11 protein-coding genes and 1 riboswitch are annotated in these 13,480 nt (G+C 48.1%); of the genes, 8 read left to right on the top strand and 3 right to left on the bottom strand.

Translation table 11 applies throughout. The features are described 5' to 3' along the window. Positions 1–35: 35 nt before the first annotated feature. From P3X63_RS18600 to P3X63_RS18590, 3 genes are all read left to right on the top strand, one after another. Positions 36–2,048 carry a Na+/H+ antiporter gene (locus P3X63_RS18600; RefSeq protein ID WP_077735574.1) on the top strand — a complete coding sequence of 671 codons (2,013 nt, stop codon included), beginning with the start codon at positions 36–38 and terminating at the stop codon, positions 2,046–2,048. 86 nt (positions 2,049–2,134) lie between these two features. Then, a complete protein-coding gene (locus tag P3X63_RS18595; protein ID WP_026588750.1) occupies positions 2,135–2,995 on the top strand; it encodes an ROK family protein in 861 nt (286 codons plus the stop codon). An 88-nt stretch (positions 2,996–3,083) separates the two neighbouring features. Beyond that, positions 3,084–3,929 carry an aldo/keto reductase gene (locus P3X63_RS18590; protein ID WP_077735572.1) on the top strand — a complete coding sequence of 282 codons (846 nt, stop codon included), beginning with the start codon at positions 3,084–3,086 and terminating at the stop codon, positions 3,927–3,929. A gap of 41 nt (positions 3,930–3,970) precedes the next feature. On the opposite strand, the gene P3X63_RS18585 is transcribed toward P3X63_RS18590, so the two are convergent. The 3 genes from P3X63_RS18585 to P3X63_RS18575 form a co-directional block, all read right to left on the bottom strand. Then, positions 3,971–5,422 (bottom strand): MDR family MFS transporter, encoded by a 1,452-nt coding sequence (locus P3X63_RS18585; protein WP_077735571.1) that lies wholly within the window; start codon positions 5,420–5,422, stop codon positions 3,971–3,973. A 191-nt stretch (positions 5,423–5,613) separates the two neighbouring features. Then, on the bottom strand, positions 5,614–7,473 hold the full coding sequence (locus P3X63_RS18580) for an LTA synthase family protein (protein WP_277691657.1): 1,860 nt from the start codon (positions 7,471–7,473) through the stop codon (positions 5,614–5,616). Between the two features lie 66 nt (positions 7,474–7,539). Continuing rightward, positions 7,540–8,010, bottom strand: coding sequence for a metal-dependent hydrolase (locus tag P3X63_RS18575; protein WP_077735569.1), 471 nt, complete (start codon positions 8,008–8,010; stop codon positions 7,540–7,542). A 232-nt stretch (positions 8,011–8,242) separates the two neighbouring features. On the opposite strand from P3X63_RS18575, the gene sspJ reads away from it, so the two are divergent. The 5 genes from sspJ (at position 8,243) to P3X63_RS18550 (ending at position 13,315) form a co-directional block, all read left to right on the top strand. Beyond that, positions 8,243–8,389 carry a small acid-soluble spore protein SspJ gene (gene sspJ / locus P3X63_RS18570; protein ID WP_026588746.1) on the top strand — a complete coding sequence of 49 codons (147 nt, stop codon included), beginning with the start codon at positions 8,243–8,245 and terminating at the stop codon, positions 8,387–8,389. 159 nt (positions 8,390–8,548) lie between these two features. Further along, positions 8,549–8,725, top strand: a riboswitch (Lysine riboswitch). A 113-nt stretch (positions 8,726–8,838) separates the two neighbouring features. Continuing rightward, positions 8,839–10,245 (top strand): amino acid permease, encoded by a 1,407-nt coding sequence (locus P3X63_RS18565; protein ID WP_026588745.1) that lies wholly within the window; start codon positions 8,839–8,841, stop codon positions 10,243–10,245. Between the two features lie 154 nt (positions 10,246–10,399). Beyond that, positions 10,400–11,464, top strand: coding sequence for a FecCD family ABC transporter permease (locus P3X63_RS18560; protein WP_277691656.1), 1,065 nt, complete (start codon positions 10,400–10,402; stop codon positions 11,462–11,464). A gap of 41 nt (positions 11,465–11,505) precedes the next feature. Further along, positions 11,506–12,483 (top strand): FecCD family ABC transporter permease, encoded by a 978-nt coding sequence (locus tag P3X63_RS18555; protein WP_372708724.1) that lies wholly within the window; start codon positions 11,506–11,508, stop codon positions 12,481–12,483. 19 nt (positions 12,484–12,502) lie between these two features. Further along, on the top strand, positions 12,503–13,315 hold the full coding sequence (locus P3X63_RS18550; RefSeq protein ID WP_026588742.1) for an ABC transporter ATP-binding protein: 813 nt from the start codon (positions 12,503–12,505) through the stop codon (positions 13,313–13,315). Positions 13,316–13,480 lie beyond the last annotated feature (165 nt).

Genomic DNA, 13,480 nt, shown 5'->3' with positions numbered 1-13,480 from the left:
AGAGATATGTTCAGGAGCAGCCAGGAGGTGCACCAGTGGCCATTTTCCTCGCCGTTTTGGTTTTGTTGTCCATCATTGCGATTTCAAATATCATTCACCGGTTTCTTCCATTTATCCCGATTCCCCTGATTCAGGTAGGATTGGGGATGATCGCAGCTGTGTTTCCGGGCGGGCTGCAGATGACACTCAGTCCTGAGCTGTTTTTCGTTTTATTTATCGCTCCGCTTTTGTTTAATGACGGAAGAAGGATTCCGAGAAATGAATTGTGGAACTTGCGGATTCCCATTCTGCTGCTTGCGTTTGGCCTTGTTTTTGTTACCGTGCTTTTGGGGGGATATGCCATCCATTGGCTGATTCCGAACATTTCATTGCCGGCGGCGTTTTCGCTGGCCGCGATCCTGTCGCCGACAGACGTTGTGGCCGTCAGCGCGCTTTCGAAACGAATCAATCTGCCCAAGGATGTCATCCGTCTCCTTGAGGGAGAGGGCTTAATGAACGATGCCTCAGGGCTTGTCGCTTTTAAATTTGCGATCGCCGCCGCTGTGACAGGAGCTTTTTCCTTATCTCAGGCGGTCGTCAGCTTTTTCATCATTGCGATCGGCGGCCTTTTGACCGGGGCCGTTCTTTCCTTTTTCATTTTGCGGTTCCGCTATTTGCTCCGCCGATTCGGGATGGAAGATGTCACAATGCATATGCTGATTCAAATATTGACGCCTTTCGCGGTTTATTTGGCGGCCGAAGAGCTCGGCGTATCAGGTATTCTTGCCGTTGTGGCGGGCGGAATCGTTCATGCGGCGGAACATGACAGAGCCGAATCGGCGATGGTCAAGCTTCAGATCGTTTCGTCCAGCACATGGAGCATCATCCTGTTTGTCTTGAACGGTCTCGTCTTCGTCCTGCTCGGCTTGCAGATGCCGCAAGCGCTGTCTGTCATTTTTGGTGATGAAGCGTTTAATAATCTGAAAGTGATCAGCGACATTTTGCTGATTACACTTCTTTTGACGGTTCTCCGCTTTGTCTGGCTATTGTTGTTTTGGCAGGGGAATTGGGGGCTCAAAACACAAGAAACTTCAAAAAGGGAAAAGCTGCGCTCCCTGGTGCAAATCTCGATTGCCGGAGTCCGCGGCGCTGTCACGCTGGCCGGTGCATTTTCGATTCCTTTCGTATTGGGGAACGGCCGCCCTTTTCCGGAACGCGATTTCATCATTTTTTTAGCCGCAGGCGTGATTTTAAGTACCTTATTGATCGCAAGCGTCTTTTTGCCGCTTCTGTCAGAAAGAAAACCGCAGCCGGCGTCCGGCAGCCAGCTGCAAAGTATCAGAAGAAAATTGATGAAAACGACGATCAAGGCCTTAAAGGAGGAGATGAATGAAAAAAACCGGGCCGCTGCTTTGGCCGTCATATCCGAATACAATGACAAAATAAAGAGCCTCAGGTTTGAACAATATTCGCTAAAGCAGCTTTTGCGCCTCAGAAGGATGGAAAATAAAATCCGCGTATACGCTTTAAAAGCGGAGCAGGCGGAGCTGGAACAGATGCGGAAAAACAAACAGCTGACAGAGCAAATGGCGCATCAGCTGCAGGAAAGGCTGCAGGAAAAAGAACTGCTCTTTTCCAATCCATTCAAAGCGGGTGTATCACTCACAAAATGTCGGCATCTCATGACTAGATTTTTCGCAGACAACAAAAAACAAGACATCAGCCGGTCCCCTCATCAATACAGCGGATTGCTCAGGAAAGCAAGGATGCAAACGGCAAAAGCGGCCATTGAAGCGGTCAAAAGGCAGATGAATGATGATAATAAAGAAGTGTCCAAGTCGGTCATCGCATTTTATCGGCATTTCATATTGAAGCTTCAGCACTGGGATGCTGATCATAAGGAAAACAAGCGCTATGAAAGGCAGAAAAAAGAGATTCGGCTGAAATCTGTGCAAATCATCCGCAATGAGATTCAGAACCTGTTTGAAAACCGGCAAATTTCCCGGGAAACCGCCTATCGGCTGCGCCAGTACATGAATGATCTGGAAGCTGCGATGCTGGATGAATAGGCTCCCCGTGATTGCTTTCCTGAATGGTCTGATTTATCATTCAATTAAAGAAGTGAAAAAATACAGACCAAAAAGGAGCCGAGAGGATGAAACATTACGGTGCAATAGAAGCAGGAGGCACAAAGTTTGTTTGTGCAGTTGGAACAGAAAACGGAGAAATCATAGACAGGCTGACGATTCCGACGGAAACGCCTGAAGAAACGATTGGAGAGCTGACGGCTTTTTTCAGCAAGTATCAGCTCACATCCATGGGAGTAGGGTCTTTTGGACCTATATGTGTTGCAAAAGAAAAAGAGGAATACGGATACATCACCAATACGCCGAAGTTAGCCTGGAAGGCATATCCGTTTATTCCCGAACTGGAAAAAAGGCTGGGTGTACCCGTTTCCTTTACGACTGATGTAAACGCTGCCGCGCTTGGGGAAATAACCAAAGGAGCGGCACAAGGTCTGAACAGCTGTTTATATATTACAGTCGGTACAGGTATCGGCGCCGGAGCGATTATCGGGGGCGAACTGGTTCAAAGCGCTACACATCCTGAAATGGGGCATATTCTTATCAGGCGCAGTCCGGAGGATTCCTTTGCAGGAAACTGTCCTTATCACAGCGATTGCCTTGAGGGGATGGCGTCAGGCCCCGCTCTTGAAAAACGCTGGGGCAAAAAAGGGAAGGATCTTGCCGGGGAAACAAAAGTATGGGAGCTTGAAGCCGATTATTTAGCACAGGCGCTTATGCAATACATCCTGATTTTATGTCCTGATAAAATCATTATGGGCGGCGGGGTCATGAAACAGCAGCAATTGTTTCCGCTCATTCGGAAAAAGCTGTCCGAATATCTCAACGGCTATGTTGATCTTCCGGATCTTGAAGATTTTATTGTGCCGCCGGGACTTGGAGATGATGCCGGGATCACAGGTGCGCTCGTTTTAGCCCTATCCGCCGAATGAGCAATTTATTATGTCAATTCCCACCATTATGAGATAATGGAAATGATGCGGTTCACGCACCTAAAATCAATGAAAGGTGGTCATTCATATGGTAAGCAGTTTGAAGGACACTGTGACGTTACATAACGGGGTCAAAATGCCATGGTTTGGTCTCGGAGTTTTTAAAGTGGAAGAAGGCAGCCAGGTTGTTGAATCTGTAAAAGCAGCCATTAAAAACGGATACCGGAGCATCGATACCGCTGCTATTTATCAAAATGAAGAAGGCGTCGGCAATGGAATTAAAGAGTCAGGCGTCGCCCGAGAAGAATTGTTTGTCACTTCAAAAGTGTGGAACAGTGACCAAGGCTATGAAAAAGCATTGGCGGCTTTTGATGAAAGCCTTAGAAAACTCGGCCTTGACTACCTTGATTTATATTTGATCCACTGGCCGGGAAAAGATCAAAATAAATTTAAAGAGACATGGCGCGCCTTAGAGAAGTTGTACAAAGACGGCAAAGTCAGAGCCATCGGCGTCAGCAACTTCAATGTGCACCATTTGGAAAGCCTGCTGGAGGACGCGGAAATCAAACCGATGGTCAATCAGGTTGAATTCCATCCGCGGTTGACGCAGCTTGAATTAAGGGACTACTGCAAAAAGCAGGGAATCCAGCTGGAAGCATGGTCTCCGCTCATGCAGGGGAAACTCCTTGATCATGAAGGGCTAAAAGGGATCGCAACAAAATACAACAAATCCGTGGCACAAGTGATTCTGCGCTGGGATCTGCAAAACGAAGTCGTGACTATCCCGAAATCGGTCAAAGAACACCGCATTATCGAAAATGCCGATATTTTCGACTTTGAATTAGCGAAGGAAGATGTCGAAAAAATCAATGCGCTTAATCAAGATGAACGCGTAGGTCCAGATCCTGATACAATGGACAGAGGATTTGAATGATCATTAAAAAAACCGGACTCTTTTACAGAGTCCGGGTTTTTTTATTCTTCGTGAAGAACCAAACGGCTTTTCGTCTGTTTTTTTCTGCGGTCGCCGAGGCTGCCGCGGTGGTTTTGCTTGATAAAGAAAGAAAGGACCAATCCGATTCCGGCCAACACGGCCGCTGCCATAAAGGCGACGTTTACTCCGTGAATCATCGCCGTTTCTGAGCCGGGCCCAGCCGGGTCGGCGAGCGCGCGCTGCGTCATGATGGTAATTAAAACCGCCGTGCCGATCGACCCCGACATCTGTCTCATCGTATTGTTCATGGCGGTGCCGTGCGGAATCAAATGGCGCGGAAGCTGGTTCAGGCCCGCAGTCGTTACAGGCATTAGCACCATTCCCATCCCAATCATCCGCACCGCATAGACGACGGACAAATAGGCGAAGGGGGTCGTTTCAGACAGGTGGGTCAACAACAGCGTTGTAATGAAAATCGCCGTTAAACCGGTAATGCTCAACGTGCGCGCGCCGATTTTATCAAAAATCCTGCCGGTAATCGGGGACATCAGCCCCATCATCACCGCTCCCGGAAACAGCATCATTCCCGATTCCATGGCAGTGAAGTGGCGCATATCCTGCATGTAAATCGGAACGATCGTCGCCGCTCCGATCATCGCCATAAAGACCACCATGCCGATGACCGTAGCCAGCGTAAACATTGGGTATTGAAAGACCCTGAATTCCAATATCGGCTCTTCCAAATGAAGCTGTCTCCAAATGAACCAAACGAGTGTAATGCCGCCGACGGCAAATCCGATCAGCACATCCGCGCTTGACCAGCCGGAAACGCCCGCACTGCTGAAGCCGTATAAAATGCCGCCGAATCCTAAAGAAGACAAAATAATTGACGCCACATCGAGCTTAGGTGATGTTTGCTCCGTCACATTTTTCAGGATAAAGTAGGCGACAATCACGTCGATGACGGCGAAAGGAAGCAGGAGATAAAACAGCACTTCCCATGGATAGCGATCGACGATCCAGCCGGATAAGGTCGGTCCGATGGCGGGCGCAAAGGCGATGACAAGCCCCACCATTCCCATCGCAGAGCCGCGTTTTTCTTTCGGGAAGATCAATAAAAGCACGGTCTGCATCAACGGCATCATGATTCCTGCGCCTGCGGCCTGAACGATTCGTCCCACAATCAAAACAGGGAAGCTGAACGAAAGAGCGCAGATCAGCGTTCCTGCCGTAAACAGGGACATCGCGGTCATAAACAGCTTTCTGGTCGTGAATTTTTCAATTAAAAAAGCCGTAACTGGAATCATAATTCCGTTCACGAGCATAAAAATCGTCGTCAGCCACTGGGCGAGTCCCGGTGTAATGTTTAAATCTTCCATGATTGGCGGGAGAGCCGTCGTCAGCAATGTCTGATTTAAAATCGCGATAAAAGTACCCGTAATCAGCACGGCGACAATCGGTAATTTGTTTGTTGTTCGTTCTGTTTCACTCATGTTATTACCTTCTTGTTTATCATATTTTATATCACTTTATGAAATAATCGCCCCTCGAAATAACCTTGCTTTTTTAGAGTAACGAAGGGTGCGTCAATCCGCAAGCTCATTTCAAATATTCGGTATATATTACCCATATGACCGCTAATCTAAACAGCCCCTTTAAGCAGCCGGCTTAAAGGGGAAGCGGTCTATTTTTTATAAAATCTCAGCAAATCCCCATTGATGATTTTATCGGAAAGGGACAGCTCCTCATTTGCTTTTTCGACAAGCGGGCCGCACGTGTTTCCAGCGTCCTCAATGATGTCTCCGGTTTTCTGGCTGTAGCAGGTGTTTTTTGTAAAGACATAGTCATCGGTAATAAAGCTTCCGTTTCTTAAGACTGCAAACGGCATTCTGTCTTCAGAGAAAAGGTCGTTGCCGAATTGAACCATGCCTTTTGTATCAATTCCCAGCAGGTGAAGCAATGTCGGTTTGACATCCACTTGCCCGCTTGTTTCGGAAATTGTTTTCGGCGCTTGATCCGTGATCCCCGGTATATGGATGATCAGCGGGACCCGCTGCAGCTGAACGGTATCGTAAGGTGTCACTTCCTCCTTGCCCAAAAATTGCGCAAGCGCATCATTGTGTGCTTCAGAGATGCCGTAGTGGTCTCCCATCAGTACGATAACCGAATTTTCGTAAAGGCCGTTTGCTTTCAGCTTGGCGATGAAATGCTTTAATGCTTCATCCTGGTAGCGGACAGTTGTTACATAACGGTTCAAAATCTCACTGTCGGAATCATATTCGTCAATCAGCTTATCCTTATCATCAATAATAAACGGAAAGTGATTGGTCAATGTAATCAAATTGCTGTAAAACGGCTGCGGCAAATCCTTCATCAAGTCTGCCGATTGCGTAAGAAACTCCTTGTCCTTCAGCCCCCAGCCTGTGGAATGTTCAGGCGTTACATGAAAATACGATACATCAAAAAATCTGTCGATGCCGAGAGATTCGTACATCACATCTCTGTTCCAGAAATTTTTATGGTTGGCGTGGAAAACAGCTGAGGTGTAGTCTTGTTTTCCAAGTGTTTGATACATCGAATTATACTCGTTTTCGCTTTTGGTGAAAAAAACCGAACCGCTCAAAGACGGATAAAGCGAATTGGCGACGATAAATTCGGAATCCGATGTTTTTCCCTGCTCAGTCTGCTGATAAAAATGGTCGAAATAATAGCTTTGATGGATCAACTCATTGATAAACGGGGTGATGTCCTGTCCGTTCACTTTTTCATTGACCACGAAATTCTGCGTCGACTCGAGCGTAACAAAAATCACGTTTCTGCCTTTGGCAATGCCGAACATGTCTTGATTCGGCTTACTGTAGTCGGCGTTCGTGTAATTTTCGATCGTCGCCAGGCTGGTCTCATCGGCAACCGCTTTTTGCGTTAAATTAAAGGTTTGGGAAACGCCGTCAAGCAGATGAAATTGATACAGTCCGATATTTTTGACCAGCGCTTCCCTGTCAAATGAATAAGATAAAAGCTTCGGCTGTTCAATCTCCGCCAAGGCAATATTGAACAATACCGCCCCCGCAGCCGCCGCATAATAAACCTTGATGGCTTTCGCCGTCAGTTTTTCTCCTGTTTTTCCACGGGTTTTCGCAAGCCATAGCAAGAGGGCCAAATCAAAGAAAAGAACGATGAACATCGGATTGAACAATTCCTGAAAACTGCTTCCAAGCCCCCCGAGGTTTTTCGCCTGAAACAGGACGGGAATCGTAATGAAATCAATGTAAAAGCCGTAAAAAATGCTGTTTGAGATGAGTATGCCCGTAAGGATGGTATTCGCTCCGATTAAAAACATGCGCTGTGCCTTTTCACGGAAAAAGAGGCTGATGCCGAATACAGGGATGAGAAAGCTAAGCGGGTTGATCAACAGAATCAGCTCCTGGAGCCAATTGTCAATTTGTAAATGAAACCCCAGCTTGTAAATGAAATATGTTTTCATCCACATGAAAAAAATCGATAAGCATAAAAACCATTGCTTTTTGAAGAATTGTTCTTTCATTTATAATAGCTCCTCGCGTATAGTCAAGCCCCTCAAACATTTCGCCTTAAAAATCAAATCCTTTTATCATGCCATCAAGGCGGCAATAAAATAACATGAAAGAACGGTGAGGGCTGCCATAACAGCCTGTTCAGCCTTTCCGCCTGTCTTGATGTAAAGCGGAAGGCGAAACTTGATGGAGGACGGAAAGAAAAGCTTGATGCCGTTTGTCGTTCCTGCATCGAGAAGTAAATGGCTGGCCATTCCCGCCGTCAGCCCGATCAGTATGCTCTGGTCTTTAAAATACAAATGAGCTGTGAATGCCGTCAGCAGCAAAAAGAGCAGGCTGTGTGTAAATGTCCGGTGTCCGAAAACAGAGCTGACCAGCGCAGATAAAATCGGAAGCTTTCTGCCGATTTTGCTTTTCGTATGGCAAATATCCGGTATCAATGCCCCGAGGACTCCGGAAGCGGTCATCCATACGGGATCAAATCCATAATAATAAGCGACAGCCGTACAAGAAGCGACTCCCCCCATGATGTGTGTTTTTCCTGTCATCTCGCTTCTCCTTTAAGACTGTATAACAAATTCCTAAAGAAAACTATATCAAGAGATCTAATGGTCATCAAGACTGATTCTGTCAACTTTCGGATGCGATTTTAAATTTTTGCAGCATAAAAACCCAAAATGTTCTGTGCCTTTGGTGCAATGCCTTCATTCGATTTGCTGAATAAATTTTTAAAGAAAGGTCAAATTAACAATGTATCACAATATTAAAGAGGTGATTCATGTGGGTTTTCTCTTCAATCATAAGGACAGAGAAAAAAGCAAAACAAAAGACCGCAATGCCGTTCAGGGAGCTCTTGAAGACGCTGGACAAGCGCTGCAAGGAGATCCTCTGCAACAAGCGGTCAACAAAAAGAAAAATAACCGATAACCATCTATAGATGAAAGGGCGGAGAATGCCTCCACCTTTTAGAGGCTGCCTGTAAAAAGGCGGCCCTTTCTATTCTTTCCATCAGTTCCCTTTGACAGATTAAAATTTCTCTGGTAACCTTCGGATGTGAATATGTGATAAATCCTCACTCTTAACTCTTAGTGAGGTAGAGGTTGCGCGGATGATGAGTCGCATGTGTGAGGCTGATGGGGCCTATGACCATATGCAAAAGGCATCAGCGCCGAAGCGTAAAGAAGCCATTCCTTCTTTATGCTGGGTCTGCATTGAATAAGTGCAGGACTGCCGCGGGTTTTTCCGCGGAGGGCTATCCGGGGATCAAGAGTGTATGTGAAGTAAAGCATGGACTTTTGTTCATGCTTTTTTTATTTTGAATGATCTCGCGGTCTGGTCCGGCATATTTTTTATAAAATGCTCGGAGGTTATATTTTATGGAACAGACAAAAAAATGGGGCTTCTGGCTTCTGACGGCATTTGTTGTCGGCAATATGGTCGGCTCGGGGATTTTTATGCTCCCTAGTACACTCGCCCAGACGGCAAGCCCGTTCGGCGTAACGGCGGCATGGCTTGTGACGGGTGCGGGAGTGCTCATGATCGCCCTTGTTTTCGGTCATTTATCGATCCGCCGTCCGGATTTGAAAGCCGGCCCGCAAAGCTATGCAAGAGCTTTATTCTCAGATCCTAAAAAAGGAAACGCCGCAGGCTTCACGATGGTATGGGGCTATTGGGTGGCAAGCTGGATCAGCAATGTGGCCATCATCACGAGCCTTGCCGGCTATTTGACTACGTTCCTGCCGATTTTGACGGACGGACGGGAGATGTTTGAGCTTGGCGGCCACACCGTGACGCTTGGACAGCTTATGACATTTATCGTTTGTACGATTCTCTTGTGGGGAACACATTTCATACTCGTCTCCAGTATAAACGGAGCTGGAAAGCTCAACTTTTTGGCGACCTTTTCGAAAGTGATGGGCTTTGTCCTGTTTATTGTTGCCGGATTATTCGTTTTTCAGGTGTCATTATTTGAATCATTTTATTTTCCGATTGAATCAGAAGGCAAAAGCATCGGACTCGGCGGACAGGTTCACAATGCGGCGATTTCCACGCTGTGGGCGTTTGTCGGGATCGAATCAGCTGTTATTTTATCAGGACGCGCATCCTCCCAGCGGGATGTCAAACGGGCGACGATTACCGGCCTTTTGATCGCCCTCGGCATTTATATGGTCATTACGTTAATTACAATGGGCATCATTCCGCATGATCAGCTGCAGGCTTCAGACAAACCGTTCGTTGATGTGCTTCATGCGATTATCGGCGGCTTTGGCAGCGTGGTGATGGCGGTCTTGGCGATCATTTCTTTATTCGGCTCCATGCTCGGCTGGATTTTGATCGGTTCCGAGGTTCCGTATCAGGCGGCAAAAGCCGGCGATTTCCCCGCATTTTTTGCGAAAACGAACAAAAAAGGAAGTCCGGTCAACTCTCTGATCATCACCAATCTGATGTCCCAGATCTTTATATTCTCAACGATTTCGGGAACGATCAGCCAGGCTTTCACGTTTTTGACAACGTCAGCGACTCTTGCGTATCTCGTCCCTTATCTCGTCGCAGCTGTTTTCAGTTTGAAGCTGATTATCAAAGGCGATACGTATGATGAGCTGAAAGGATCGCGAACAGGAGACGGCATCATCGCACTGGCCGCCCTTGGATATTCTCTATGGGTGATTGTGTCGGGGACTTCCGACTGGTTCACCTTTATTTTGGGAATCGGGCTGTTTTTTGTCGGGCTTGTGATCTATCCGTTCGTTCATAAAAAATTCAGTAATAGCCAGGCATCATAACCGCCGGGCCAGCCGTGTCTTGAAGCGGAAGACCGGCTGGCTTTTTTTTATTTTGCAAAATTTATGATGAAAAAATGTGCCTGAGGCTGTTATACTATACAGTGAAAATGATAATCGTTATCGATCGCGAATAGAATGAAAGGAATGGCATCGATTGAGGTCATACAGAAATATACATCATATCAACAGCGGGGACGAGCCCGACAATGAACAGCGTCCGCTGAGCCGTCCCCTTCTAGCTATTTCCGTCCTGATAAGCGGGATCGTCATTTTGCTGTTCGGCGCGGCATTGTCGGTTGCCCTTGGTGCGGCTGACATCAAGCTCGGCACGGTTTGGGATGCGCTGTTTCATTTCGATTCAAAAAATACGGCGCATCAAATTATCCAGGAACTCAGGCTGCCGAGAACGGTCGGCGCAGCGCTTGTCGGCGCCTGTCTGGCCGTTTCCGGGGCGGTGATGCAGGGGATGACGAGAAATCCGCTTGCATCTCCGGAAATCATGAGTGTCACCCAAGGGTCAACGTTTGCCATCGCCATCGCTTTTGCCTTTTTTCCGGGGGTCTCTTCGGTCGGGCTGATGATGTGGTCATTCGCCGGAGCCGGCTTTGGAGCCGCGATCGTATTTGCCGTCGGCATGTTTTCAAAAGGCGGTCTTACACCTGTGAAGCTGGCTTTGGCGGGGACGGCAGTGGGCACTTTCTTGAGCGCTTTCTCATCAGCCATCGGAATTCACTTTGATGTGGCGCGCGATATGAGCTTTTGGTACGCAGGCGGAATTGCGGGAACCAAATGGCTGAGCATCAAGCTCCTGCTGCCGGCAGCGGCGCTCGGTCTCGCGCTCGTCTTTTTCATCGCCCGTTCCATTACGGTGCTAAGCCTTGGGGAAGAATTGGCCAAAGGGCTTGGCCAATATACAAAAACGGTCAAGGCGCTCGGCATCATATCCGTCGTTTTGCTGACAGGCGCGGCTGTATCTGTGGCTGGAGCCATCGGCTTCATTGGACTGATCATTCCGCATATCACCCGCTTTTTAGTCGGTGTCGATTATCGCTGGATTATACCGTGTTCAGCGATATTGGGAGCGGTGTTGCTCATCTATGCCGATATTGCGGCAAGGATGGTCAATCCCCCATTTGAAACACCTGTCGGAGCGGTTACGGCGCTTGTCGGTGTACCGTTCTTTCTCTATCTGGCCCGCAGGGAAAAGAGGGGGCTCTAATGGAGACGATCAAGAAAAAAAGCAGCCGTGCGGCAGTGGTGATGCTGATCATGGCCGCACTGATCTTTGCAATATTTTTACTAAGCATGAATACGGGGGAAATACGTATAGCCCCGCTGGATGCCTTGAAAACGTTATTCGGCGGCGGAACACCGCAGGATGAACTTGTGCTGTTTGAATTCCGGCTGCCCCGGATGTTGCTCGCCATGCTGATCGGCGCAGGGATTGCCGCAGCCGGCGCCGTCTGGCAGGGTGTTTCCCAAAACGATCTGGCTGATCCGGGAATCTTGGGGATCAATGCCGGAGCGGGCTTTGCCGTTGTCGTGTTCATCTTCTTTTTCCAGGGCACAACCGACAACCTGCAGACAAGCACGATTTTTTCTTTGCCGATTTTTGCATTTTTGGGCGCCTGTGTCGCGGTCATCCTTGTCTATGTGCTGGCGTGGAAAAAGGGGCTTGACCCGGTGCGCCTTGTTTTGGTCGGAATCGGGGTCAATGCGGCGTTCAACGCGGCAATTTTGCTGCTGCAGCTGAAAATGGACCCGAATGATTTTATGCAGGCCGCTGTATGGCTGTCAGGAAACATCTGGAACGCAAATTGGAACTTTGTATCCGCCATCTTACCGTGGATTGCCGTACTGATCCCGTTTATCTTTTATAAAGCGCGCTATTTAAATGTCCTGAACCTTGGCGACCAGATCGCTGTAGGCCTTGGAACGGCCGTGGAAAAAGAGCGGCGCACACTGCTCCTGGCGGCGGCAGCCCTCAGCGGCGCCTGTGTGGCCGCGGGCGGCAATATTACCTTTCTCGGTCTTGTTGCCCCGCATATCGCCAGAAGGCTTGTCGGCCCGAAGCATCAGCTTCTCATACCGGCGTCTGCGTTGACCGGTGCATTGCTCTTTTTGCTGGCCGATTTGATCGGCAGGGTGGTTCTTTCGCCTTCGGAAATTCCCGTGGGGCTTGTCATCGCCGCTTTAGGAGCGCCGTACTTTATTTACTTGCTTATGAAAACAAACTAAAAGAAGGGAAGATTGCAAGGTGTCGCTTTCTGCAAACGGGCTGGGGATTGCCTATGGGGAACAAACCATCGTCGAAAACCTAAATCTCAATATTCCAAAAGGGAAAGTCACGACTATGATCGGACCGAACGGCTGCGGCAAGTCAACGATTCTCAAGACCTTGGCGAGAATACAGCGGCCGAAAACAGGCGCCGTTTATTTGAATGGCAAGGCGATTCATCAGCTGTCGACGAAAGAGATCGCCAAACAAATGGCGATTCTGCCGCAAACACCTGAAGCACCCGGCGGGCTGACCGTGTATGAACTTGTCTCCTACGGTCGTTTTCCGCACCAAAAAGGGATCGGCAGACTGACGGATCGCGACCGCCGCATGATCGAGTGGGCGCTTCAGGTCACGGGAATGCTGCCGTTTTATGAACGGCCGATTGAAGCCCTGTCAGGCGGGCAGCGCCAGCGCGTCTGGATAGCGATGGCGCTCGCACAGGAGACGGATTTGCTGCTGCTTGATGAACCGACGACCTATTTGGATTTGGCGCACCAGCTCGATATTTTAAAATTATTGGAGAAACTGAATCAGGAAGAAGGCAGAACGATTTTGATGGTCATCCATGACCTGAATCATGCCGCCCGTTTTGCCCATCATATGGTGGCTATGAACAGCGGCGCGATCATTAAAGAGGGAGAGCCGCATGAAGTGATGACACGAGAAGTGTTAAAAGAGGTATTTCAAATCGACGCGGAGATCGTAGCCGATCCGCGCACAGGCAAGCCGGTGTGTTTGACTTACGACCTTTTGCCAAAAGCGGAGGATCAAAAGCTTGCCACCGGATGACAGACATCGAAATGGTGTCTGTTTTTTTATTCCAATCATTATCCAATGGAATAAATGATTACTAAAAAAGTTTATTTTTACTTTAAAATATAAAAATGGCTGCCGATATAGATAAGATAGATGGTAAGATGAGGATATAACAAACATGATATAGAGAGAAAGGAA

Source organism: Bacillus sp. HSf4, assembly GCF_029537375.1.
Lineage (GTDB): Bacteria > Bacillota > Bacilli > Bacillales > Bacillaceae > Bacillus > Bacillus sonorensis_A.
This window is presented reverse-complemented; position numbering and strand designations above follow the sequence as displayed.

Bases quoted from the DNA above. Each gene is read 5' to 3' on its own strand.
- P3X63_RS18595 (WP_026588750.1), top strand. From the start codon at position 2,135: ATGAAACATTACGGTGCAATAGAAGCAGGAGGCACAAAGTTTGTTTGT.
- P3X63_RS18590 (WP_077735572.1), top strand. From the start codon at position 3,084: ATGGTAAGCAGTTTGAAGGACACTGTGACGTTACATAACGGGGTCAAA.
- P3X63_RS18585 (WP_077735571.1), bottom strand. From the start codon at position 5,422: ATGAGTGAAACAGAACGAACAACAAACAAATTACCGATTGTCGCCGTG.
- P3X63_RS18580 (WP_277691657.1), bottom strand. From the start codon at position 7,473: ATGAAAGAACAATTCTTCAAAAAGCAATGGTTTTTATGCTTATCGATT.
- P3X63_RS18575 (WP_077735569.1), bottom strand. From the start codon at position 8,010: ATGACAGGAAAAACACACATCATGGGGGGAGTCGCTTCTTGTACGGCT.
- P3X63_RS18565 (WP_026588745.1), top strand. From the start codon at position 8,839: ATGGAACAGACAAAAAAATGGGGCTTCTGGCTTCTGACGGCATTTGTT.
- P3X63_RS18555 (WP_372708724.1), top strand. From the start codon at position 11,506: ATGCTGATCATGGCCGCACTGATCTTTGCAATATTTTTACTAAGCATG.